This is a genomic window from Novosphingobium sp. LASN5T, assembly GCF_003856955.1.
Classification (GTDB): domain Bacteria; phylum Pseudomonadota; class Alphaproteobacteria; order Sphingomonadales; family Sphingomonadaceae; genus Novosphingobium.
The window spans coordinates 65,399-87,164 of the sequence record NZ_RQSI01000012.1 but is presented as its reverse complement, the minus strand read 5'-3'; the positions used below and the strand labels follow the sequence as shown (position 1 = coordinate 87,164).

Genomic DNA, 21,766 nt, shown 5'->3' with positions numbered 1-21,766 from the left:
GCGGGCGGAATGGTTACGGGAAATGTTACCGTGGTCGCGTCATCGCGATCAGATCGAGGCGGGTGAAGCGCCGCGTCTCCGCGCTGGCATGGCAGGAGCGGGGCACGGGCAGCAGCGCCTGCGCACCCGCCTTGCCGATCCACGCGATCTTGCGACCCTTGCCGACCACCGTGCGGCTGTCCCACGCCTTCGCGCCGCGCCGGGCGACTTCCACGGCGATCTCGCCATAGATGCCCGCTGCCGCCAGGATCGCCCAGCGCTGGCGGGGGGCGAGCCGCGCCGCGCCGATCCGCGCCGAACAGCGGTGCGCCTGCGCCCGTTCGCACAGCCGCGCGGCCAGCCGCGCCATCGTCGCGCGGTAGGGCGGCTTCATTTGTTCGCCCGGCGGAACATCGTGTTCCGCCAGCCATTCGGCGGGCAGGTAACAGCGCGCCGCGGCGTCATCCTCGGCCAGATCGCGCGCGATGTTGGCAAGCTGGAAGGCGAGCCCCAAGTCGCAGGCGCGATCAAGCGTATCCTCGTCGTCCGGCGCCACGCCCATGACCACCGCCATCATCACGCCAACCGCGCCGGCGACATGCCAGCAATAGCGCATCAGGTCGGCTTCGCTGCGGGGGTGCCAGTCGGCGGCATCGAGCGCGAAGCCGGCGATCACGTCTTCGGCCATGGCTGGCGTTAGGCCGGTCTCGCGCGCGACCACGCCCAGCGCATCGAAGGCTGGATCGCCGGTTGCCTCTCCTGCGAAAGCCCGTGCGGTCAGCGTGCGGATCGTGGCGAAGCGTTCCGCGCCATCGCCCGGCGTACCTTGCGTACCCAATGTGCCGCCATGGTCCTGCGCGTCGGCTATGTCATCGCACCGTCGGCACCAGGCATAGAGCAGCCAGACCCGTTCGCGCGTGGCCGGATCGAACAAGTGGCTGGCGGCGGCGAAGCTTTTCGATCCGCGCAGGATCGATTGCCGGGCGTGGGCGACGAGGGCGTCTCTCACGCCGCGGTCGTGAAAAGTTCCGGCCTCGCGACCTTCCGTCACAAATCGGCGGCTTTCATCGCGAAGATCGGGGTGTGCGGCACGTGCGCCGCCATCCGCGCCAGCAGCAGATCGAGATCGGGCTCCGCGATGATGATGTCGCGATGCGCTTCGCGGATGAAGCCCACCTCGATCATGTGGCGGTTGAAGGCAATCAGGTGGTCGTAGAAGCCGAAGGCGTTGAGCAGTCCCACGGGCTTGGCGTGATAGCCAAGCTGCGCCCAGCTTACCGCTTCCCACAATTCGTCCATCGTGCCGACGCCGCCGGGGATGGTCAGGAAGCCGTCCGAAAGGTCGGTGAAGGCCTGCTTGCGCTGGTGCATGTTGGCGACGACGTGCAGCTCGGTGCAGTCGGTATTGGAAACCTCGGCGCTGACCAGCGCTTCGGGGATCACGCCGATCACTTCGCCGCCGGCTTCCAGCGCGCCGCTTGCCACCGCGCCCATCAGGCCCAGCCTGCCGCCGCCATAGACCAGCCCGATGCCGCGCCGGGCCAGCGTGGTGCCGACGTGGCGGGCGAGTTCGACGTAGCGGGAATCAGCGGGCGAGGCGGAGCCGCAATAGACGGCAAGGCGTTTCACTTCATGTCCTCCAGCATCAGGCGTGCGGTGGCCTTCGCGCTGCCGACAACGCCGGGGATGCCGGCGCCCGGATGCGTGCCGGCGCCCACCAGGTAGAAATTGGGAATCGCATCGTCGCGGTTGTGCGCGCGGAACCACGCGCTCTGCGTCAGCAACGGCTCCAGGCTGAACGCGCTGCCCTGATAGGCGGAAAGGTCGGTGGCGAAGTCGGCCGGGGCGTAGTGGAACTTCGTCCGGATGCGATCGTGGATGTCCGGGATCAGGCGCCGGCCCACTTCGTCGAGAATCCGCTTTTCCAGCACCGGGCCGATCTCGTTCCAGTCGACCGGCAACTTGCCCATGTTGGCGACGGGCACCAGCGCATAGAACGTGCTCATGCCTTCGGGGGCCATCGACGGATCGGTCACGGTCGGATGGTGCAGATAGATCGAGAAGTCCTGCGGCAGTACGCCGTGCTGGTAAATGTCGTCGAGCAGCCCTTTGTAGCGCGGACCGAACAGGATCATGTGGTGCGGAATGCCGGGCCAGGTGCCCTCCACGCCGAAATGCACCACGAACAGGCTGGGCGAGAACCGCTTGCGCGCCAGCGACCGGGCCTGCTGTTTCCCACGCGGATTGTCGGACAGAAGATCGCGGTAGGTGTGCATCAGATCGGCATTGGAGGCGACCGCGTCGAACGGAGCGTGCCAGCCGCTGCGCGTCAGCACACCGGTTACCCGGCTGCCCAGCGTTTCCACGCGCGCCACGGGATCGCCCAGCCGCACTTCGCCGCCCAGCCGTTGGAAGTGGCGCACCATGCCGGCGATCAGGCGGTTGGTGCCGCCCCTGGCCCACCACACGCCACCATCCTTCTCCAGCTTGTGGATCAGGGCATAGATCGCGCTGGTGTTCATCGGGTTGCCGCCGACCAGCAGGGTGTGGAAGCTGAAGGCCTCGCGCAGCTTTTCGCTTTCGACGAAGCTCGATACCATCGAATAGACCGAGCGCCATGCCTGATAGCGCGCCAGCGCGGGGGCGGCCTTGATCATGCTGGAGAAATCGAGGAACGGCACCGCGCCCAGCTTGACGTAGCCTTCCTCGAACACGCCGGCCGAATAGCGCAGGAAATCCTCGTAGCCCACCACGTCGCCGGGCGAGATGCGGGCGATTTCGGCGCGCAGGTGCGCTTCGTCGTTCGAATAGTCGAACACGGTGCCGTCGGGCCAGTTGAGCCGGTAGAACGGCGATACCGGCATCAGGTCCACGTCGTCGGCCATGCGATGCCCGCTGAGGTTCCACAGCTCCTCAAGGCACGGCGGATCGGTGATGACGGTCGGTCCGGCATCGAACGTGAAGCCATCGCGTTCCCAGTACCAGGCGCGCCCGCCCGGCTTGTCGCGTGCTTCGATGACGGTGGTCTGGATGCCGGCCGACTGGAGGCGGATGGCGAGCGCCAGTCCGCCGAACCCGGCGCCGATCACACAGGCTCGTTTCACTTGCGCACTCCCGATGGCGATTGGCTGGAATGATGCAGCGGCTGGGGCCTGGCGCCCAGTCCGGTCAGCACGCCGATGGCCTTGCTGATCGAGACCGGGGGGCGCCCCGCCAGAATGCGCATCTTGTCGAGCGGGGTCGACCGTCCGGCGTAGAACCGTTCGATCAGGCGCTGGTCCAGACCGTAGAAGCGTTGCAGCACGCGATAGCGGTCCCGTGGCTCCGCAGCGGCGAACAGCATCGCGGAAAGTGCCCGGTCGAACCGCCCACGCTGCCAGTGGCGTCTTGCCCATTCCTCGCTGAACACCGCGAGCGCCTGGCCCGAGAGATCGTCCTGCCGCGCCAGCGCCAGCGCGAAGCGCACCGCATCGGGGACCGAGTAGCTGGTGACCGCGTGGAACAGGCCGGCGCGGCCGCCGGCGCGGGCGATCTGACCGCCGGTTGCGCGCCAGAACCCATCGAAATCGCCGCCAGCCACAACCGGCAGCACGCCGGTCTCCTCGTCCAGCACCGCCTCAACGCGCCAGCCGCGCGCCAGCGCATAGGCTTCGATCCGGGCATGGATGGCGGACGTGTCCAGGTGGGTGCCGTCGGCGTAGTAGGTGTCCTCGATGAACACCTCGTCGGGCGCGAAGGGCAGGCAATAGAGGAAACGGTAGCCATCGATCTGCTCGACCGTGGCGTCCATGATGACGGGCCGCTCCAAGTCGTGCGGGGCTTTCAGTTTGAGCCGCTGGCCCACGAACTTCTGCCAGCCGCCGGTGAGGTGCCCCGCCAGCCGCGCCCCGCGCGCGTCTATCACCGCGCCAGCTTCCAGCCGCGTGCCGTCGGATAGCGTGACCGCCGTTTCGCTGCAGGCCAGCGCGCGCCGGTTGCACAGGATCGCCTCCGCCGGCAGTGCGGCGCGCAGCGCCGCGTCCAGGCGGGCGGATGTCATCGCGTAATAGCTCGTATCGAGCTGGCGATCGTATTGCGGAAAGCGGACCGTGTATCCCGGCCAGGCCGCCTCGACGAGCGGCGCGAGCAGCTCGCGCCCGGCTTTGCCCACGTCGCTGCCGAAGAACGACCACACGTGGTGGCCGCCCAGCGTTTCGCCCTGTTCGACCAGGCGCAGCGACAGGTCGGGCCGCGCGCGTGCGAAAGCAAGCGCCGCCAGACCGCCCGCAAGGCCGCCGCCAAGAATAACGATGTCGCAGGTTTGCGAACTCATCCCGTCTCACCTAGGCGTTCGACCGGAACGGCGCAACTGCACCATGGGGCCTATCAATGGTTTGGCAACGCCGTAAGGCTAAGGGGGAGCGATGAAGGCCGGCCTTGCATCCCCTCTGCCGCTGACGCCCGACCGGGCAAGAACAGTCGTGGCGCTGCTGATCGCGGCGCTGATCGTCGGCATCCTGCTGGGGGAAGGGCGGCCGCCCATCTGCCCGTGTGGCGTGGTACGCCTATGGCAGGGCGTGGTGGAATCGCCCGAAAACAGCCAGCAGGTTTCGGACTGGTACAGCTTCAGCCACCTCATTCACGGGATGCTGTTCTATGGCGCGGCGCGGCTGTTGTGGCGCGTGCCCGCGCTGGCCCGGCGGGTTTCGTCACGCTGGGCCTTGCCATTCGCCGTGCTGATCGAGGGATCTTGGGAACTGCTCGAAAACTCGCCGATCATCATCGATCGCTACCGGTCGGTCACGGTATCGTGGGGCTATTCCGGCGACAGCGTGCTCAATTCGGCAAGCGACATCGGCTTCATGGCCCTTGGCTTTATTGTCGCCTCGCGCCTGCCGGCATGGGCCACCATCGGGCTGGCGATCGCGTTCGAACTGTTCACGCTGGCAATGATCCGCGACAATCTGACGCTCAACGTCCTCATGCTGGCATGGCCGATCGAGGCGATTCGCCACTGGCAGGCCGCTGCCTGACCGCATTGCGGCTGGTTTCGGAACCTTTCCGGGCGCCTGGAAAGATTTCCGGGGGCGGGATGAAGGGTGGTCTGCCCGCCCCCGGAGCGGGAGCGGGTCCGGGGGGGCCGCTCCCAAGGCTGGAAATTCGAAAGATCAAATTCCGCTACGGCATCGGACCGTCCTTGCGTCGGTTCGGTCTGCCGTTGCGAGCGGTTCTTGCACGGCTGCACATGACGCAGGATGATCCGGCGCATGAACGTTCGTTAATTCTTGGGCCGATCGCGCGCCGCGCGTGACGCGATGTTCTTGATCCCAGTCAATGCGCAAGGCACTCTTCTGCCGAAGCAAGGCAGGTGAACCGGCAAAAGCCGGCATCCATAAGCCGGCTCATGGAGAGGTATGATGGCTCAGGAAGCGAAGACGGATCACGTTGACGTGCTGATTGTCGGCGCCGGCATTTCCGGCATCGGATCGGCCTATCACTTGCAGGACCAGTGCCCCGGCAAGAGCTATGTCGTGATCGAGGCGAAGGACACGTTCGGCGGGACGTGGGAAACCCACAAGTACCCCGGCGTCCGTTCGGACTCCGATCTCTACACCTTTGGCTACCGCTTCAAGCCCTGGATCGGCGCGCCGATCGCCAGCGCCGATGAAATCCTCAAGTACATGGGCGAGGTGATCGACGAGAACGGCATCGGCGAACACATCCGCTATGGCCACCGCATCACCGGCTGCCACTGGTCCAGCGCGGACAACCTGTGGACCGTGGAAACCACGCGCAAGGCGGACGGGGCCAAGGTGACCTTTACCGCCAATTTCCTGTGGATGTGCCAGGGCTATTATGATCACGAGAAGCCCTATGTGCCCGACTGGGCTGGCCTCTCGGACTACAAGGGCACGTTCATCCACGCCCAGCTGTGGGACCCGGCGATCGACGTCAAGGGCAAGCGGGTGCTGGTGATCGGATCGGGCGCGACCGCCGCCACGGTCGTTCCGGCGTTCTGCGATGCCGGGGCGCAGGTGACGATGCTCCAGCGTTCGCCGACCTATTTCTTCTGCCATCCCAACCAGAACGAGCTGGCCGACCGTCTGCGCCAGATCGGCATCGACGAACCGACCGTTCACCGCGTCGTGCGTGCCCAGGTCATGCACGATCAGGACGTGCTGACGAAGCGCTGCCAGACCGAACCGGACGTGGTGTTCGAGGAACTGAAGGCGCTGGTGCGTGCCTATGCGGGCGAGGACTTCGCGTTCGAGCCGAACTTCACCCCCAAGTATCGCGTGTGGCAGCAGCGCCTTGCGTTCTGCCCCGATGGCGACCTGTTCCAGCACGCCGCGGCTGGCCATGTGCGGGTGGTGACCGACACGATCGACCGCTTTACCGAAAAGGGCGTGCGGACGGCCTCGGGCGAGGAACTGGAGGCCGATATCGTGGTCGCCTGCACCGGCTTCCGCCTGTCCGTGATGGGCGACATTCCCTTCGCCGTCGATGGCAAGGCGGTCAACTGGCACGATACAGTCAACTATCGCGGCATGATGTTCACCGGCGTTCCCAACCTCGTCTGGGTCATGGGCTATTTCCGGGCGAGCTGGACGCTGCGCGTCGACATGCTGGGCGATTTCGTGTGCAAGCTGCTCAACCACATGGACGCGCGCGGTGCGAAGCGGATCGACGTGGCGCTACGGCCCGAGGACGAGGGGATGGAGCTTGGGCCGTGGATCGAGCGCGACAACTTCAATCCCGGCTATCTCATGCGCGGACTGGATGAGTTGCCGCGCGGGGGCGACAAGCCGGAATGGCGGCACAATCAGGACTATTGGGCCGAACGCGTGGAAATCCCGGCGATCGATCTGGAAGGCACGGAATTCGTCTATGATGGCGTGAAACGGACGGCCTCGGCGAAAGCGGAGGAACCGGTCGCGGCCTGATCGCGCGGCTTCCCGTCGTATTTGACCGTCCGCTTGCCGTTGCGGCGGCGCATCCGGCGTTCATTGGCTGGACGCGCCGTCGCAATGCGCCTAATGCTGGCTCACACCCCGGGGAGCCTGCGTTTCCAAAAGGCTGAGAGGTGGGTTTCGCAGCCCACGACCCGTCGAACCTGAACCCGTTAGCACGGGCGGAGGGAAGGGCGGCCGTCTTGGCGCTCTTCGTCCGTCCCAGGAAGGAAGCGTGCCATGGCCGACATCAACTCTCCCCTGGAAATCGGCGTGACGACCGGCCCCATTCGCGGCAGCCGCAAGATTTACGTCGAATCGCCGAACTTCCCGGGGGTGAAGGTCGCCATGCGCGAAATCGCGCTGGAGCCGTCCTCGGGCGAAGCGCCGCTGCGGGTCTACGATACCTCGGGCGCCTATACTGATCCCGCCGCCACGATCGACATCGCCGCGGGTCTCGCTCCGCTGCGCCGCGACTGGATCGTGGCGCGCGGCGATGTGGAGACCTATTCCGCGCGCGAAGTGAAGCCCGAGGACAATGGCCAGCTCGGCCCCGACCGGTCTGGCGGCGTCCCGCCGTTCCCCAACGTGAACACGGCGCCGCTGCGGGCCAAGGCCGGGCAGAACGTCACGCAGATGCACTATGCTCGCCGGGGTATCATCACCCCCGAGATGGAATATGTCGCCATCCGCGAGAACCTGGGTCGCAAGCAGCTCAAGGAAGCGCTAGCGCGCGACGGGCAGGATTGGGGCGCGAGCATTCCGGATTACGTGACGCCCGAATTCGTGCGCGAGGAAGTGGCGCGTGGCCGGGCGATCATTCCCAGCAACATCAACCACCCGGAAAGCGAGCCGATGGCGATCGGCCGCAACTTCCTGGTGAAGATCAACGCCAACATCGGCAATTCGGCGGTGGCGTCGAACGTCGCCAACGAAGTCGACAAGATGGTCTGGTCGATCCGCTGGGGCGCGGACACGGTGATGGACCTTTCCACCGGCCGCAACATCCACGACACGCGCGAATGGATCCTGCGCAACAGCCCGGTGCCGATCGGCACCGTGCCGATCTACCAGGCGCTGGAAAAGGTCGGCGGCATTGCCGAGGATCTGACCTGGGAAGTGTTCCGCGATACGCTGATCGAACAGGCGGAGCAGGGCGTCGATTACTTCACGATCCACGCCGGCGTGCGCCTGCCCTACATCCCGATGACCGCCAAGCGCGTGACCGGCATCGTCAGCCGCGGCGGCTCGATCATGGCCAAGTGGTGCCTGGCGCACCACCGCGAGAGCTTCCTCTACGAGAAGTTCGACGAAATCACCGAGATCATGAAGGCCTATGACATCGCCTATTCGCTGGGCGATGGCCTGCGCCCCGGTTCCGTGGCCGACGCCAACGACGAGGCGCAGTTCGCCGAACTCTACACGCTGGGCGAACTGACCAAGCGCGCCTGGGAACAGGACGTGCAGGTGATGATCGAGGGACCGGGCCATGTGCCGATGCACAAGGTCAAGGAGAACATGGACAAGCAGCTTGCCGCCTGTGGCGAAGCGCCGTTCTACACGCTCGGGCCGCTCGTTACCGACATCGCGCCGGGCTACGACCACATCACCAGCGGCATCGGCGCGGCGATGATCGGCTGGTTCGGCACGGCGATGCTCTGCTATGTCACGCCCAAGGAGCACCTGGGCCTGCCTGACCGCGACGACGTGAAGGTGGGCGTCGTTACCTACAAGCTCGCCGCCCATGCCGCCGATCTCGCCAAGGGGCACCCGGCCGCCAAGCTGCGCGACGATGCGCTGAGCCGCGCGCGCTTCGAGTTCCGCTGGCGTGACCAGTTCAACCTCAGCCTCGATCCCGATACGGCCGAGCAGTACCACGACCAGACGCTCCCGGCCGAAGGCGCCAAGACCGCGCACTTCTGCTCGATGTGTGGTCCGAAGTTCTGTTCGATGAAGATCACGCAGGAAGTGCGCGATTTCGCGGCTAAGCAGAACCAGCCCAGCACCGGCTTCATCGCGGCGGACGAGGCGGAAAAGGGCATGGCCGAGATGAGCGAGAAGTACCGCGAGGCGGGCGATCTCTATATCCCGGCGGCGGAGTGAACCAGCCGGGCGCGGCCGAACTTGCCATCCGCCTGCGCCGCGCCGCGTTCAACCGCGCGCTGGCGGAGGGCGATCTCGTTGCGATCGGGCCGATCCTGGCGCCTGGCGTGGTGCTGGTCACCGGCTCCGACAGCGCGGTGATCGCCGGGCGCAAGGCGCAGCTGACCGCATGGAAACGCGAGTTTTCGGCGCGCCCGCGCATGGTGTACGAGCGCGTGCCTGAAAGTGTCGCCGCATCGGCGGTCGAGCCCGTGGCCATGGAGCAGGGCACCTGGCGCGGCGTGGTGGCGGGATCGGAGCAGGTCGCCGCTTCCGGCATCTACAGCGCGAAATGGCGCGAGGTGGGCGGCGCGTGGCTGCTGGAAGCCGAACTTTTCGTGACGTTGGCGTGAGGCCCTCAGGCGGCGCGGGTCACCCGGTTGCGCCCATCCGCCTTGGCGCGATAGAGCGCGCTGTCCGCGCGCCTTAGAAGGCTGTCCAGCGCTTCGCCGGGCAGGGGCACGGCCATGCCGAAGCTGGCGGTCATGCGGACGACGCCGCCAGGCACGATGAGGGGAAGGTCGGCCAGGCGCTGTCGCATGACGTCCAGCTGGGCTTCCGGCTCCGTCCCGCATGCGCTGTCCGGCGCCTGGGCGAGAAGCACCGCGAATTCCTCGCCGCCCAGCCGTGCGACGACGGAGCCGGCGGGGGCGCTGTCGCGCAGCACTTCGGCGGCATGGCGCAGCGCAAGGTCGCCCGTGGCATGGCCCATCGAATCGTTGATCCGTTTGAAGTGATCGAGGTCCACCATCGCGAAGACCAGCACGTTATCCTCGGCCCGTCTGAGCCGGCCTTCCATGTCTTCGACGAAGGCGCGCCGGTTGGGCAGGCCGGTGAGGGCGTCGGTGTGCGCCATCACTTCCAGTTCGGCATAGGTGTGATGCAGTCGCCAGGTCAGCCAGGCAATGTAGCCATAGGCGACCGGTGCGATGAGCAGCGGAATCAGAACGGCAAAGAACATCGCATCGCGATAGAATATGGGGTTGGCGCTGCCGTCCATGAAGGAAATGTGCGTGCAAACCACGGACGCGATAACCGAGCCGCCCACGACAAGCAGCCCGGTAAGGACCAGGCGCCGGATCGTCTTGGCTTCGGACAGGCCGTTCATGACCGGACAGCATGGCGGCTTCTGGTTTCCAAATCGCTAAGACCGCCGGATGTGGACGAAGGATTGAAAAGAACATATAGTGAACAAATGCGAGTCTTGGCGTCCATCTCATGAAACCCGCGCGCGTTCAGGATCGCTTCTTCTTCGCGGTGGTGCCACCAGTCGAAACCGCGGAGCGGATCGCCGCGCACGCGCGCGCTATGGGGTTGAAGCGCGCGCGCGTCACGGCGGACCGCTTGCACATGACCTTGGCGATTACAAAGGACTTCGATCAGGGAGAGTGCCCGCCGGCCTATGTCGAGACGCTGTTGCGCGCGGGCCGAAGGATTGCCGCGGCGCCGTTCGAGATGATGCTGGGCAAAATTGTCGTCGGCAAAGAATCGATATTGGCTCAACCGGGGGAAGGCCACGCGGGAGGGAAGGCCGTCTATGATTGCATCGCGCAGGCCATGGCGGGGATGCGGGCGCCGTTGCGCCCCAAGGTGCGCTATAGTCCGCACATGACGCTGTCTTACGATACGGCCCTGACATCGCGAGGACTGCGGAAGCTGGGTTTCGGATGGCAGGTGACGGAGGTGCTGCTCATCCACAGCCTGGTCGGCCTGCGTCGCCACGAAGTGCTGGACCGCTGGCCGTTGGTGCCGCCACCGGTACGCCAAGCTAGCTTTGCATTCTGAGCGGCGAAGGTTGCAACGCAAACGGCCCCTTCCGGCCTAGGGGCGGGAAGGGGCCGTTTTCAGCTTGTTTCCAGGCGTCTTGGCGCCCGGAGAACGCTTAGAGGCCGAGCTTCTGCACGTCGCGCAGTTCGAAGTGAACCGGGCGGTTGTTGAACGTGCCGTCGACGCTCTTGTTCTTCACGCGCAGTTCGAACGGAACCTTGCCGGCATAGGCGGTGCCGCGAACGATCTTCGTGTCGCCCTTCACTTCGGTCGTGTAGCTGTAGTCCACGCCCTTGTGGGTGAAGGCTTCAGTGTTGGCGATTTCGTCGGCCTGCGCCACGGCGGGAACGAACGCGAGCGCGGCGGCGAAAGCGAAAGTGGTCTTGATCATGGCAATATCCCCTGTCTCAGGAAGGAAAGATTGCCTTGGGCACCCGTTATCTTGTTGTTAGGCGACATAATGATTGTGCGTGTGCGAGCAAGTGTATTTGCGGACGGTCTGATTGCAAAAGATGCAATTCACTCGGGATTTTTAACGAAAACATAAGCGTATTGGCGAAAGGCCGTTGCCAAAACCGCGTCCTGAAAACGGGATGTGGCGGCCGGAGTGCCGTAGGGCACGGGGCGTCGCGCCGCCATATGCTGCGGTGCGGTGTCGCGTCAGCGCTTGCGGACGAACTCGGCGCGCAGCACGAGTCCCTTGATGCCGTCGAACTTGCAGTCGATTTCCTGAGGATCGCCGGTCAGGCGGATCGACTTGATCAGCGTCCCGCGCTTGAGCGTCTGCCCCGCGCCCTTGACGTCCAGATCCTTGATCAGCGTCACCTGATCGCCGTCCGCTAGCAGGTTACCCACCGCATCGCGTACTTCGATGGAGCTTTCCGCCGCGCGCTTCGCCGCAAGATCGGCCGCGGTCATCCATTCGCCGCTGTCTTCATCGTAGACGTATTCGTCGTCGCTCATGTCCGGCATCCTGTAATGAGGGGATCGCCTGTGCCCATGGCAGCCCGTTGACCCTATGGCCAGTGTTTCCGGTCTGCCGCCGTCATCATGGCGCATGTATTTCTTTTGTTCCCAGATGTAATCAGGCAAGCAAGGCCGATGACTTCCCCGAACCGCCATACCGTCACCTTCATCGCCACTACCATCTTCATCGACGCGATGGGGTTCGGCCTTGTCATGCCGGTATTGCCGCGCCTGCTGATGGATGTGGGCGGCCTGGATCTGGCGCAGGCCATCGGCGTCGGGACATGGATGGGGCTGGCCATGGCGGTGGCAAGCTTCATTGCGGCCCCGGTGCTGGGCAATCTCAGCGATGCGGTTGGGCGGCGACCGGTTCTGCTGGCGGCGCTGGGCGGGCTGGCGGTCGACTATGCCCTGCTCGCGCTGGCGCACACGCTGCCGCTGATCTTCCTGGGGCGCGTGCTGTCGGGCCTTTTCGGCGGGAGCTACGCGCCGGCGCAGGCGGCCATTGCCGACGTCACCGCGCCACAGGATCGCGCGCGCAACTTCGCCATGGTCAGCGCCGGCTTCGGCGTGGGCTTCGTGGTCGGACCGGCCCTGGGCGGGCTGCTGACGGGATGGGGCGATCGCGCGCCTTTCGTGGCGGCGGGTGTGCTTGCCGGCCTGAACTTCCTGTACGGGCTGACGGTGTTTCCCGAAACGCTGGCGCATGAAAACCGCCGGCCGTTTACGCTGTCGCGCGCCAATCCGCTCGGGTCCTGGCGGGTGCTGCGCGCGCAGCCGGGGATGCTGAACGTCGCGCTGGTGCTGCTGTTCTGGCAACTGGCTGGCCTTGTCTATCCGCTGACCTGGAGCTTCTATGGCATTGCCCAGTTCGGCTGGTCGGACCGGATGATCGGCCTCAGCCTGGCGGCCGTGGGCGTGACCATCGCCTTCGCTCAGGTGTTCCTGACCGGCCGCGCGGTGCGCCGCCTGGGCGAGCGCGATGCGGCGACGGTGGGAATCATCGGCGCGGCGATCGGCTTCGTGACGTATGCCTTCACCACCTCCACGATCGTCGCTTTCGCCATCCTGGCCGCCGTGGCGGTGCAATCGCTGGTGCAGCCGAGCGTGATGGCCATGCTCTCATCCCGCGCCACCCCGGAAACGCAGGGGGAAGTGCAAGGCATCGCCTCCATGACGACGGGGATCGCCGGCGTGATCGCGCCGATGGTGCTGACCTGGCCAATGGCCTGGTTCACCGGCCCCGCCGCGCCGGTCTATTTCCCCGGCGTGCCGTTCCTGATCTCGACCGGGTTCGCGCTGATCGCGCTCGTGCTGCTGCGTCGCCTGCCCACCGGCGTGCGCGCCTGAGGTTCAGAACAGGCCCGACCACACCAGCCTGGCGCCGAGAAACACCATCAGCCAGTAAGTGATGTGATAGAACCGGTCGGGCTTGAGCCGGCGCAAAAGGCGGATCGAGACCAGCGTGCTGGCCGCCGCCAGCGGCAGCAGCATCAGCGCGGCCACCAGCACCTGATGCGTCATCACGCCCAGCGCGATGTAGCTGGGCAACTTCAGCCAGTTGATCGCCGCGAACAGGATCGAGTTGGTGCCGACGTACGTCACGTGCGGCAGCTTGCGCGGCGCCACCCATATCTGGAACGGCGGGCCGCCGGCATGGGCGATCTGGCTGGTGAGGCCGGTGGTGGCGCCGAACAGCAGGCCGACCCAGCCGGGTGAGGTCGATGCGGCGACCACGCGATGTCCGCGCTCCAGCCACAGCCGGTAAAGCCCGAAGCCCAGCGTGATGGCGCCCAGCGCAGCCATCAGCACGTTCTCGTTGACCCAGGCGGCGAAGGCCCAGCCGATGCCGATCCCCACCACCGCGCCCGGCAGCATCCAGGCTACGATCCAGCGGTCCCAGCTATGCCGGAACGACCAAACGCTGATCACGTCCTGCGCGATCAGGATCGGCAGGATGATCGCGGCGGCTTGGGACGGGGGCAGCGCCAGCGCGACCAGCGGCGTCGCCAGCACGCCAAGCCCGGCGAAACCGCCCTTGGCCATGCCCACGAGAACCACGGCCAGCGCGCAAACGAACAGGGTGAAGGGATCGGCCAGCAGCATCGTGGAATTCAACCCTTGCGCCGCGCGAACGGCCAGTCGATCACGTTGGCGACCCACAGCGCCAGCCAGACCAGCACCGGCTGCGCGAACATGCGGGGAATATGATAGGCAAAGCCGAAACCGTGATCCGCTTTCGCCATGTCCAGCGCGAAATGGTGGATGTTCGCGGGGAACACGCAGACCGCGTAGAGCGCCAGCCCGATCCCGGCGGCGCGGCGCAGGCCGCGCGAAACGGGCTGGGCCAGGCCGATGGCGCCCAGCAATTCCGCCCATCCGGTCAGCATCACGACCAACTCGGGCGCGGGAACCCACGCCGGCATGATCGAAAGGAACGGCGCTGGACGGACGATATGAAGCACGCCGGCCAGCGCGTAGAACGCCGCCAGCAGGAAGCGGGAGGCGATGCGCGCGATGCTGTCCTTCATGCGCCCGGTTCCCAGCCCGGCGGGGCGAGCGTGAAGCCGGAGAACTCAAAGGCAGGGGCGACCACGCAGGACACCAGCGTATAGCCGTGCGGCCCTCCGGCCACGGGGGAGGCCGCCTGCCAGTGCTGTTCGGGCACCACCGCCTGCACGCTGTGCCCAGTCTCGACATCGGGGCCGAGCCGGTGTGTTGCCGGAGCGGCGTGGTCGTGCGCGGCGATCCGCAGGTCCAGCGCGTCGCCGCCGTGCCACAGCCAGATTTCGGCGGCGTCCACCCGGTGCCAGTGCGACGCTTGCCCCGCTTCCAGCAGGAACAGGATCGCGGTGGCGGCCGCGCGCGTGCCCGGCTGTGCCGGTGCGCGCCAGGTCTCACGATACCAGCCGCCTTCGGGGTGTGGCGACAGCCCCAGCGTGGCGATGAGAGAGGGGGCGGCAGCCATGGTGCTGCCTTGCCGGCGCGCCCGCCTGCCGTCAACGCCTACCAGAGCGCGGGGACAAGCCCGAGTGGAAAGGGTTCGACGGGTATCCAGCCGAGGGTGGCGATGGTCCCGTTGCTTTCCCGGGGCGCACGCCCATCGGCAAGCGACCAGGTGATGTGCCAGACCAGTCCGTCCGGCCGCGCAGTCGAACCGTCTATCCGCACGACGAGCGCTTCCACGCCGGCATCGTCGTCGCACCGGCCGATAACTAGCGCTTCGCCCACCGGGCATGGCGGCGCGCGATCATGCAGGTTGAGCGTGACATGGTCGGCGATCACGCGCGGATAGCGCGGCGGGAAGCGGAGAAGCAGCGCCGCGCGGCAGCGTTCCTCCAGCTTCCAGCCGACGGGCATGATCCGTGCGAACTCAGTCGCGCAGCAGTTCGTTGATCCCGGTCTTGCTGCGCGTCTGCGCGTCCACCGTCTTGACGATCACGGCGCAGTACAGCGAAGGGCCGGGCGTGCCATCGGGCAGGGGCTTGCCGGGCAGCGAGCCGGGCACGACCACCGCATAGGGCGGCACGCGGCCGATGTGGACTTCGCCCGTCGCGCGGTCGACGATCTTGGTCGACGCGCCCAGGAACACGCCCATGGACAGTACCGCGCCCTGGCCCACGATCACGCCTTCGGCCACTTCCGAACGCGCGCCGATGAAGGCGCCGTCCTCGATGATGACCGGGCCGGCCTGCAGCGGTTCCAGCACGCCGCCGATGCCCGCGCCGCCCGAAATGTGCACGTTCTTGCCGATCTGCGCGCAGGACCCGACGGTGGCCCAGGTATCGACCATCGTGCCTTCATCGACATAGGCGCCGATGTTGACGAAGCTGGGCATCAGCACCACGCCCTTGGCGATATGCGCGCCCCGGCGGGCGACGGCGCCCGGCACCACGCGGAAGCCGGCGTCGCGGAAGCGGTTCTCGCCCCAGCCTTCGAACTTCGACGGCACCTTGTCGAACGCGGGCGCGCCGGCCGCGCCGCCATCGATCACCGCGTTGTCGTTGAGGCGGAAGGAAAGAAGCACCGCCTTCTTGAGCCACTGGTTGACGCGCCATTCGCCGTCGATCTTTTCCGCCACGCGGGCCTTGCCGGAATCGAGCAGTTCCAGCGCCTGTTCGACTACCGCGCGCACGTCGCTGCTGGCGGGCGTCACGCCGTCACGCGCTTCCCATGCGCTTTCGATGGCAGCTTCGAGCTGGGCGGTCATCTTGGTCTCCCCACTGTTGGATTGCCCGCAAGTGCGGGCGGCGCCTGCGGAACAGGCCTGAAATTCAGGAGCGCCGCCTAGCCCAGCACACCGTCGCGGGCAAGCGCGTCGAGCCATTCGGAAAAGTCATCGATGACCAGGTCGATCGCGGCGGGGTGCATCGCGCGGTCGCCCCATTCGGTCGCGAGATCGAGCCAGATCGTCTGCATCCCCAGCGCCTTGGCCGGGGCGAGATTGCGGGCCGAATCCTCGACGAAGACCGCGCGCTCGGGAACGATGCCGAACGCCTCGATTACGCCATGGTAGGCCGATGGCTCCGGCTTGGGCCGGTAGTTCATGGCGTGGATGTCCCACATCCCGTCGAAGCAATCCGACAGGTCGAGCGCCGCCAGCACTTTCTCGGCATAGGGCGCATCGCCGTTGGTGAACACGATCTTGCGGCCGGGCAGGCGCGTGATCCGGTCCGCCAGCCGGGGCGCGGTGGCCAGAGGAGTCATGTCGATGTCGTGGACGAACTCGAGGAATTCGTGCGGCGCAACCTCGTGATAGTGCATCAGGCCCGAAAGCGTGGTGCCGTGATCGTGGAAGTAGAGCTTCTGCACGCGCCGCGCCTCGTCGTCGTCGCAGCCCAGCAGGTTGGCGATGTACGCGCCCATGCGATGATCGATCTGGTCGAACATGCGGGTGGTGGCCGGGTAGAGCGTGTTGTCGAGATCGAACAACCAGCAATCGACGATGGAGGGATCGAAAACCATGGCGCCGCTCTAACAGCGAAGCAGGGCCGGCCCTAGGGTTTTGGGGACAGCTTGCGCAGTTTGGCATCCTTGCCGTCTTCCAGCAGCCAGATTGTGCCGTCCGGTGCTTCCTTGATCTCGCGCAGGCGGTTGCCAAGGGGGTAGCGTTCCACTTCGCGCGCGCTTTCGCCGTCGATGGCGACGCGGACCAGCGCTTCCGATCCCAGCCCCGCGATCAGCGCCTGATCTTTCCACGCCGGGAAAGCCTTGCCCGAATAGAAGAGGAAATCGCCCGGCGCGATCACCGGGTTCCAGCTGACCGCCGGGGCGGCGAATTCGGGGCGCGTGGCATGGCGCGGGATCGGGCGGCCGTCATAGTGATCGCCGTTGGACACGATAGGCCAGCCGTAGTTCTGCCCAGGCTTGACGATGTTCAATTCGTCGCCACCCGCCGGTCCGTGTTCGAGATCCCACAACCGGCCCTGCGCATCGAACTTCAGGCCCAGCACGTTGCGGTGGCCATAGGACCAGATCTGCGCGGAAACGCCGCCGCGATCGGCGAACGGATTGCCCGGAGCGGGCGTGCCATCGGGCAGCAGGCGGATGATCTTGCCCAGATTGACGCCCAGGTCCTGCGCCGGATCGAACTTCTGCCGTTCGCCCGAGGAGAGGAACAGGTACTGGCCATCGGGCGAAAAGGCGATGCGGTGCGAATAGTGCCCCCGGCCGGTCACCTTGGGCACCTGCCGCCAGATCACCTGCAGTCCTTCCAGCCGGGGCTTGCCGCCATCGGTGACGAGCTTCGCCCGCGCCACGGCCGCGCCGCGCGTGTCGTTGGTGCCGGCTTCGGCCCAGCTCAGGTAGACCGTGCCGGTCGTGGTGAAATCGGGTGCCAGCGCCACATCGCCGAGGCCGCCTTGTCCACCGTAATCGACCGGGGGAATGCCGGCGACGTCCAGCACCGGCCCGCTGGCCTGCCACAGCTTCAGCTTGCCCGCGCGCTCGGTAACGAGCGCCGAGGCCGCGCCGGGCAGGAAGGCCATGGCCCAGGGTTCGTCGAACGTGGCAACGTCTGTCACCGTGAACGGCTCCGACCCGGCGGGAACCTCGTGCGACGCGGAATCGTGCGTCGCATCTTTCTGGGCCGAAATCGGCGAACCGCAGCTTGCGAGGACGAGGGCGAGGGGCGATAGGGCGGAGAGGAACGTTCTGCTCATGCCGCCATCAATGCACATCTCTTCCGTCAGTGCCACATCCTTGCACGGTTTTGTCATCGGCGTGGACGAAGCCGGGCGCGGACCGCTGGCGGGGCCGGTGGTGGCCGCCGCGGTCGTGCTCGGCGACGCGCCGCCGCAAGGGCTTGCCGATTCCAAGAAGCTCAGCGCCGCCCGGCGCGGGGTGCTGGAGGAACAGATCAAGCTCCATTGCCGCTGGGCGGTGGGCGTGGTCGAGGTCGAGGACATCGACCGCCTCAATATCTTCGGCGCCACCATGCTGGCGATGACGCTGGCGGTCGGTACGCTGCACGCGCAGCTGGAAGGGCCGGTCGGCGAGGTGAGAGTCGATGGCAACCTGACGCCGCACGGGCGTCGGCCGGAATGGTGCTGGCCGGCGCGCGCGATCGTGGGTGGGGATGCGATCGAGCCGTGCATCTCGGCCGCTTCGATCATAGCCAAGGAACATCGCGACCGGATCATGCGCAAAGCGGCGGGCGTTCATCCGGAGTATGGCTGGGAGCGCAATGCCGGATACGGCACGCCCGAACATCTCGCCGCGTTGCGCCGCCATGGGCCTACGCCGCTGCATCGCCGCAGCTTCGCGCCCGTGGCGCAGCTTTGCCTGCTGTAGCATCGGGCCTGCTGTAGCATCGGCAAATTTTTTCGGCCGTCTTTCCCCCACAAGATGTTGAGTCGTTCCTTGTGGCGCGGACTCAACATATCGATCCGGACTCGTTCCGTTCTCCTTCTGGATCGCCTGCGACTCGCCTGATTTCGGCGAGTCGTGGCTTGACGCGGGAGTCCCGATGCAACACCCTATAGGCTGTCAGCAGGGGGATTTTCGATCGTGACGACGGCAACATTGGCGAAAGAGCGGGCGCGGGCTTTGCGCGCGGCTCCGGCGCAGGCGCTTCGGAGCGAAGCGCTACCCGTCAACCGCATCCTGCGCGGCGATTGCATCGCGGAAATGCGCAAGCTGCCCGATGCCTGCATCGACATGATCTTTGCCGATCCCCCCTACAACCTGCAACTCGGTGGCGATCTCGCGCGGCCCGATGGCAGCCACGTCGATGCCGTGACCGACGATTGGGACAAGTTCGACAGCTTCGCCGCCTATGACAGCTTCACGCGCGACTGGCTGGCGGAAGCGCGCCGCATCCTCAAGCCCGATGGCTCGCTGTGGGTGATCGGCAGCTACCACAACATCTTCCGCGTCGGCGCGATCCTGCAGGACCTGGGCTTCTGGATCCTCAACGACATCATCTGGCGCAAGGCAAACCCGATGCCCAATTTCAAGGGCACGCGCTTCACCAACGCGCACGAAACGCTGATTTGGGCGGCCAAGAGCGAGAAGGCGAAGTACACCTTCAACTATCGCGCGATGAAGACGCTCAACGACGAATTGCAGATGCGCTCGGACTGGGTTCTCCCGATATGCAGCGGGCAGGAGCGACTGCGGCGCAACGGCGCCAAGGCACATCCCACCCAGAAGCCCGAAGCGCTGCTCTATCGCGTGATGCTGGCCACGACGAACAAGGGCGATCTCGTGCTCGATCCCTTCTTCGGCACCGGCACCACCGGCGCGGTGGCCAAGCGCCTGGGTCGCGACTGGCTGGGCTGCGAGCGCGAGCCGAGCTATATCGAAGTGGCCGAGGAGCGGATCGAGATGGCGCTGCCACTCGACGAATCCGCGCTGACCACGATGCAGAGCAAGCGGTCCGCGCCCAAGGTGGCGTTCGGGCAGCTCGTGGAAAGCGGCTGGATTGCGCCGGGCGCACAGCTTTTCGACAAGAAGCGCCGCTTCGTGGCCAGCGTGCGCGCCGACGGGTCGCTCGCGCTGGGCACTGATACGGGGTCGATCCACGGCGTTGGCGCCAAGGCGCAAGGCGCGCCTTCGTGCAACGGCTGGACCTTCTGGCACATCGAGCATGAGGGCGAGATCAAGCCGATCGACGCGCTGCGCCAGCTCTATCTGCTGGCTGTCGAGGATTGAGGCGCTGACCAGGCTGTCCTAGGGCGTAAGCCATGGTCCAGAAGCTCTATATCCGTCCAATCACTTTCGCTGAGAGTCCGCAGAGCGAGGAGGGCGAGGCGGTCCGTCTCGCTGGCGGGCTGGTCTATGCCAGCCGTTTCGCGCTGCTGTTGCGCGATGGAGCGCGGCTGGTATCGCGGCGGCGGCTGTCCGTGCCGGAAATGGCGGACGCGCTGACGGCGCTGCCCGATGCACTGGCGCGCGAAGGCGAAGCGCAATGGGCGGCCTTGCGGCAGGTCCATGCGCCGCTCCAGTGCGGTCCGCGCACGATCCGGCTCGATCAGCCGCAGGTCATGGGCATTCTCAACGTCACGCCCGACAGCTTTTCGGACGGCGGCAAGTTCCTCGACAAGCCCGATGCGGCGATCGAACACGCATCCGCCATGCTCGAAGCGGGCGCGGCGATCATCGACGTCGGCGGGGAATCGACCCGCCCCGGCGCGGCGGCGGTGTGGGAAGGGGATGAGGCCAAGCGCGTGGTCCCCGTGATCGAGCGGCTGTCCGGATCGGGCGCGGCGGTCTCCATCGACAGCCGCCGCTCCACCGTGATCGAGGCGGCGCTGGCCGCCGGCGCGCATATCGTCAACGACGTTTCGGCGCTGCGCCATGATCCGCGCTCGACCGAGATCGTCGCGCGCAGCGGCGTGCCCGTGGTGCTGATGCACGCGCCGGGCGGGGCCGACGATCTTCACGCCGATGGCGCTTATGCGGATGTCGTGCTCGACGTGTTCGACGATCTGCGCGAACGGCGCGATGCGGCGCTGGCGGCGGGCATCGCGCGCGAGAAGATCCTGCTCGATCCGGGCATCGGCTTTGGCAAGACGCTGGCCGAAAACCTTGCGCTGATCAACGCGCTGCCGCTGTTTCATGCGCTGGGCCAGCCGATCCTGTTCGGCGCCAGCCGCAAGCGCATGATCGGTGCGTTGTCGAACGAGGCACCGGCGCACCAGCGCATGGGCGGTTCGCTGGCGGTGGCGCTGAAAGCGATCGATGCCGGGGCGCAGATCGTGCGGGTGCATGACGTGGCGGAAACGGCGCAGGCCTTTCGCATCTGGCGCGGGTTGCGCGACGCCGCGCTGACCGATTTTTCGCAGATGATCTGAACCGGCGGGCAGGGCCGGACAACCGCGCTGGCGACGCGCTCTTGCGCTTGCCACACGCGGCGGTCCAAGGGAGGACGATGGCCCTGATCCTCTTCAACAAGCCCTATGGCGTCCTGTGCCAGTTCACCGACGAAGGCACCGGTCCGGAACGGCCGACGCTGGCCAGCTATATCGACCGGCCGGGCTTCTATCCGGCAGGGCGGCTCGACCGCGACAGCGAGGGGCTGCTGCTGCTCACCGACGATGGGCGCCTGCAGGCGCGGATCGCCGATCCGCGTTTCAAGATGCCCAAGACCTATCTCGTCCAGGTCGAAGGCGATCCCGACGCGGCGGCGTTGCAGGCTTTGCGCCGTGGCGTGCGGCTGAAGGACGGGCCGACCCTGCCCGCCGAAGTGGAGCGCATCGATGATCCCGCCCTGTGGCCGCGCGATCCTCCGGTCCGTTTCCGCAAGAGCGTGCCGGACTGCTGGCTGCGCCTGACGATCCGCGAAGGGCGCAACCGCCAGGTGCGCCGCATGACGGCCGCGGTAGGCCATCCGACGCTCCGTCTGGTGCGCTGGAGAATCGGTGATTGGACGCTCGACGGTCTGGCGCCCGGGCACTGGTGCGATGCCGCCATGCCCGAAAAGGGAAGGTGACCTTCGCGATCCGGAACGCACCTGAACGGGACGGCCGGCACGAATTTGA

The 21,766-nt window shown here is 66.5% G+C and carries 24 protein-coding genes and 1 riboswitch; of the genes, 10 read left to right on the top strand and 14 right to left on the bottom strand.

Annotated features, from left to right (window positions below; genetic code table 11):
* Positions 1-25 precede the first annotated feature (25 nt).
* From EH199_RS10220 to crtY, 4 genes are read right to left on the bottom strand one after another with little or no spacing between them, the layout of a single operon-like run.
* A complete protein-coding gene (locus EH199_RS10220) occupies positions 26-988 on the bottom strand; it encodes a phytoene/squalene synthase family protein (RefSeq protein WP_124809150.1) in 963 nt (320 codons plus the stop codon).
* A gap of 38 nt (positions 989-1,026) precedes the next feature.
* Positions 1,027-1,608, bottom strand: coding sequence for a TIGR00730 family Rossman fold protein (locus EH199_RS10215; protein WP_124809149.1), 582 nt, complete (start codon positions 1,606-1,608; stop codon positions 1,027-1,029).
* Complete coding sequence (locus tag EH199_RS10210) at positions 1,605-3,083, bottom strand: phytoene desaturase (RefSeq protein ID WP_124809148.1); 1,479 nt, start codon at positions 3,081-3,083, stop codon at positions 1,605-1,607. The genes EH199_RS10215 and EH199_RS10210 overlap by 4 nt, the downstream gene beginning before the upstream one ends.
* Positions 3,080-4,291, bottom strand: coding sequence for a lycopene beta-cyclase CrtY (crtY, locus tag EH199_RS10205; protein WP_124809147.1), 1,212 nt, complete (start codon positions 4,289-4,291; stop codon positions 3,080-3,082). The genes EH199_RS10210 and crtY overlap by 4 nt, the downstream gene beginning before the upstream one ends.
* A 91-nt stretch (positions 4,292-4,382) precedes the next feature.
* Between crtY and EH199_RS10200 the strand changes: the two genes are divergently transcribed.
* From EH199_RS10200 to EH199_RS10185, 4 genes are all read left to right on the top strand, one after another.
* Positions 4,383-4,991, top strand: coding sequence for a DUF2585 domain-containing protein (locus EH199_RS10200; protein WP_124809146.1), 609 nt, complete (start codon positions 4,383-4,385; stop codon positions 4,989-4,991).
* A gap of 384 nt (positions 4,992-5,375) precedes the next feature.
* On the top strand, positions 5,376-6,902 hold the full coding sequence (locus EH199_RS10195) for an NAD(P)/FAD-dependent oxidoreductase (protein ID WP_124809145.1): 1,527 nt from the start codon (positions 5,376-5,378) through the stop codon (positions 6,900-6,902).
* Between the two features lie 99 nt (positions 6,903-7,001).
* A riboswitch (TPP riboswitch) is annotated at positions 7,002-7,117 on the top strand.
* Positions 7,118-7,148: 31 nt separating this feature from the next.
* The gene (gene thiC, locus EH199_RS10190) at positions 7,149-9,011 is read left to right on the top strand and encodes a phosphomethylpyrimidine synthase ThiC (RefSeq protein WP_124809144.1); all 1,863 of its coding nucleotides are present in this window, start codon (positions 7,149-7,151) and stop codon (positions 9,009-9,011) included.
* Positions 9,008-9,403, top strand: coding sequence for a nuclear transport factor 2 family protein (locus tag EH199_RS10185; protein WP_124809143.1), 396 nt, complete (start codon positions 9,008-9,010; stop codon positions 9,401-9,403). The genes thiC and EH199_RS10185 overlap by 4 nt, the downstream gene beginning before the upstream one ends.
* 5 nt (positions 9,404-9,408) lie before the next feature.
* Here EH199_RS10185 and EH199_RS10180 read toward each other — a convergent pair whose 3' ends face one another.
* A complete protein-coding gene (locus EH199_RS10180; protein WP_124809142.1) occupies positions 9,409-10,158 on the bottom strand; it encodes a GGDEF domain-containing protein in 750 nt (249 codons plus the stop codon).
* A 110-nt stretch (positions 10,159-10,268) separates the two neighbouring features.
* On the opposite strand from EH199_RS10180, the gene EH199_RS10175 reads away from it, so the two are divergent.
* Complete coding sequence (locus tag EH199_RS10175) at positions 10,269-10,835, top strand: 2'-5' RNA ligase family protein (RefSeq protein WP_124809141.1); 567 nt, start codon at positions 10,269-10,271, stop codon at positions 10,833-10,835.
* Between the two features lie 97 nt (positions 10,836-10,932).
* On the opposite strand, the gene EH199_RS10170 is transcribed toward EH199_RS10175, so the two are convergent.
* Both EH199_RS10170 and EH199_RS10165 read right to left on the bottom strand, forming a co-directional pair.
* Positions 10,933-11,208, bottom strand: a complete 276-nt coding sequence (locus tag EH199_RS10170) for a hypothetical protein (RefSeq protein ID WP_124809140.1) — start codon at positions 11,206-11,208, stop codon at positions 10,933-10,935.
* 269 nt (positions 11,209-11,477) lie between these two features.
* Complete coding sequence (locus EH199_RS10165; protein ID WP_124809139.1) at positions 11,478-11,780, bottom strand: alkylphosphonate utilization protein; 303 nt, start codon at positions 11,778-11,780, stop codon at positions 11,478-11,480.
* Between the two features lie 138 nt (positions 11,781-11,918).
* Here EH199_RS10165 and EH199_RS10160 point away from each other — a divergent pair, with 138 nt between their 5' ends.
* Positions 11,919-13,133 (top strand): MFS transporter, encoded by a 1,215-nt coding sequence (locus EH199_RS10160; protein WP_124809138.1) that lies wholly within the window; start codon positions 11,919-11,921, stop codon positions 13,131-13,133.
* 3 nt (positions 13,134-13,136) lie between these two features.
* Here the strand turns inward: EH199_RS10160 and EH199_RS10155 are convergent, their stop codons facing one another.
* The 7 genes from EH199_RS10155 to EH199_RS10125 all read right to left on the bottom strand — a co-directional run bounded on the left by EH199_RS10155 (position 13,137) and on the right by EH199_RS10125 (position 17,944).
* Positions 13,137-13,889: a sulfite exporter TauE/SafE family protein gene (locus EH199_RS10155; protein ID WP_124809194.1), complete on the bottom strand. Its 753-nt coding sequence runs from the start codon at positions 13,887-13,889 to the stop codon at positions 13,137-13,139.
* 8 nt (positions 13,890-13,897) lie between these two features.
* Positions 13,898-14,314: a DoxX family protein gene (locus EH199_RS10150; protein ID WP_124809137.1), complete on the bottom strand. Its 417-nt coding sequence runs from the start codon at positions 14,312-14,314 to the stop codon at positions 13,898-13,900.
* Positions 14,311-14,751, bottom strand: a complete 441-nt coding sequence (locus tag EH199_RS10145; protein WP_124809136.1) for a cupin domain-containing protein — start codon at positions 14,749-14,751, stop codon at positions 14,311-14,313. Before EH199_RS10145 ends, EH199_RS10150 begins: the two co-directional genes overlap by 4 nt.
* 38 nt (positions 14,752-14,789) lie before the next feature.
* Positions 14,790-15,143, bottom strand: a complete 354-nt coding sequence (locus EH199_RS10140) for a hypothetical protein (protein WP_124809135.1) — start codon at positions 15,141-15,143, stop codon at positions 14,790-14,792.
* A 13-nt stretch (positions 15,144-15,156) separates the two neighbouring features.
* Complete coding sequence (dapD, locus tag EH199_RS10135) at positions 15,157-15,993, bottom strand: 2,3,4,5-tetrahydropyridine-2,6-dicarboxylate N-succinyltransferase (protein ID WP_124809134.1); 837 nt, start codon at positions 15,991-15,993, stop codon at positions 15,157-15,159.
* 77 nt (positions 15,994-16,070) lie between these two features.
* On the bottom strand, positions 16,071-16,748 hold the full coding sequence (locus EH199_RS10130) for a pyrimidine 5'-nucleotidase (protein ID WP_124809133.1): 678 nt from the start codon (positions 16,746-16,748) through the stop codon (positions 16,071-16,073).
* A 32-nt stretch (positions 16,749-16,780) separates the two neighbouring features.
* A complete protein-coding gene (locus EH199_RS10125; RefSeq protein ID WP_124809132.1) occupies positions 16,781-17,944 on the bottom strand; it encodes a PQQ-dependent sugar dehydrogenase in 1,164 nt (387 codons plus the stop codon).
* 10 nt (positions 17,945-17,954) lie between these two features.
* Between EH199_RS10125 and EH199_RS10120 the strand changes: the two genes are divergently transcribed.
* The 4 genes from EH199_RS10120 (at position 17,955) to EH199_RS10105 (ending at position 21,717) form a co-directional block, all read left to right on the top strand.
* Positions 17,955-18,575, top strand: coding sequence for a ribonuclease HII (locus EH199_RS10120; RefSeq protein WP_124809131.1), 621 nt, complete (start codon positions 17,955-17,957; stop codon positions 18,573-18,575).
* 216 nt (positions 18,576-18,791) lie between these two features.
* Positions 18,792-19,937, top strand: a complete 1,146-nt coding sequence (locus tag EH199_RS10115; RefSeq protein WP_370449681.1) for a site-specific DNA-methyltransferase — start codon at positions 18,792-18,794, stop codon at positions 19,935-19,937.
* A 32-nt stretch (positions 19,938-19,969) separates the two neighbouring features.
* A complete protein-coding gene (gene folP, locus EH199_RS10110) occupies positions 19,970-21,079 on the top strand; it encodes a dihydropteroate synthase (RefSeq protein WP_124809130.1) in 1,110 nt (369 codons plus the stop codon).
* Positions 21,080-21,156: 77 nt separating this feature from the next.
* Positions 21,157-21,717: an rRNA large subunit pseudouridine synthase E gene (locus EH199_RS10105; protein ID WP_124809129.1), complete on the top strand. Its 561-nt coding sequence runs from the start codon at positions 21,157-21,159 to the stop codon at positions 21,715-21,717.
* The last annotated feature ends 49 nt before the right edge of the window (positions 21,718-21,766 follow it).

Bases quoted from the DNA above. Each gene is read 5' to 3' on its own strand.
- crtY (WP_124809147.1), bottom strand. From the start codon at position 4,291: ATGAGTTCGCAAACCTGCGACATCGTTATTCTTGGCGGCGGCCTTGCG.
- EH199_RS10200 (WP_124809146.1), top strand. From the start codon at position 4,383: ATGAAGGCCGGCCTTGCATCCCCTCTGCCGCTGACGCCCGACCGGGCA.
- EH199_RS10195 (WP_124809145.1), top strand. From the start codon at position 5,376: ATGGCTCAGGAAGCGAAGACGGATCACGTTGACGTGCTGATTGTCGGC.
- thiC (WP_124809144.1), top strand. From the start codon at position 7,149: ATGGCCGACATCAACTCTCCCCTGGAAATCGGCGTGACGACCGGCCCC.
- EH199_RS10180 (WP_124809142.1), bottom strand. From the start codon at position 10,158: ATGAACGGCCTGTCCGAAGCCAAGACGATCCGGCGCCTGGTCCTTACC.
- EH199_RS10175 (WP_124809141.1), top strand. From the start codon at position 10,269: ATGAAACCCGCGCGCGTTCAGGATCGCTTCTTCTTCGCGGTGGTGCCA.
- EH199_RS10170 (WP_124809140.1), bottom strand. From the start codon at position 11,208: ATGATCAAGACCACTTTCGCTTTCGCCGCCGCGCTCGCGTTCGTTCCC.
- EH199_RS10165 (WP_124809139.1), bottom strand. From the start codon at position 11,780: ATGAGCGACGACGAATACGTCTACGATGAAGACAGCGGCGAATGGATG.
- EH199_RS10160 (WP_124809138.1), top strand. From the start codon at position 11,919: ATGACTTCCCCGAACCGCCATACCGTCACCTTCATCGCCACTACCATC.
- EH199_RS10155 (WP_124809194.1), bottom strand. From the start codon at position 13,889: ATGCTGCTGGCCGATCCCTTCACCCTGTTCGTTTGCGCGCTGGCCGTG.
- EH199_RS10150 (WP_124809137.1), bottom strand. From the start codon at position 14,314: ATGAAGGACAGCATCGCGCGCATCGCCTCCCGCTTCCTGCTGGCGGCG.
- EH199_RS10145 (WP_124809136.1), bottom strand. From the start codon at position 14,751: ATGGCTGCCGCCCCCTCTCTCATCGCCACGCTGGGGCTGTCGCCACAC.
- EH199_RS10140 (WP_124809135.1), bottom strand. From the start codon at position 15,143: ATGCCCGTCGGCTGGAAGCTGGAGGAACGCTGCCGCGCGGCGCTGCTT.
- dapD (WP_124809134.1), bottom strand. From the start codon at position 15,993: ATGACCGCCCAGCTCGAAGCTGCCATCGAAAGCGCATGGGAAGCGCGT.
- EH199_RS10130 (WP_124809133.1), bottom strand. From the start codon at position 16,748: ATGGTTTTCGATCCCTCCATCGTCGATTGCTGGTTGTTCGATCTCGAC.
- EH199_RS10125 (WP_124809132.1), bottom strand. From the start codon at position 17,944: ATGAGCAGAACGTTCCTCTCCGCCCTATCGCCCCTCGCCCTCGTCCTC.
- EH199_RS10120 (WP_124809131.1), top strand. From the start codon at position 17,955: ATGCACATCTCTTCCGTCAGTGCCACATCCTTGCACGGTTTTGTCATC.
- folP (WP_124809130.1), top strand. From the start codon at position 19,970: ATGGTCCAGAAGCTCTATATCCGTCCAATCACTTTCGCTGAGAGTCCG.
- EH199_RS10105 (WP_124809129.1), top strand. From the start codon at position 21,157: ATGGCCCTGATCCTCTTCAACAAGCCCTATGGCGTCCTGTGCCAGTTC.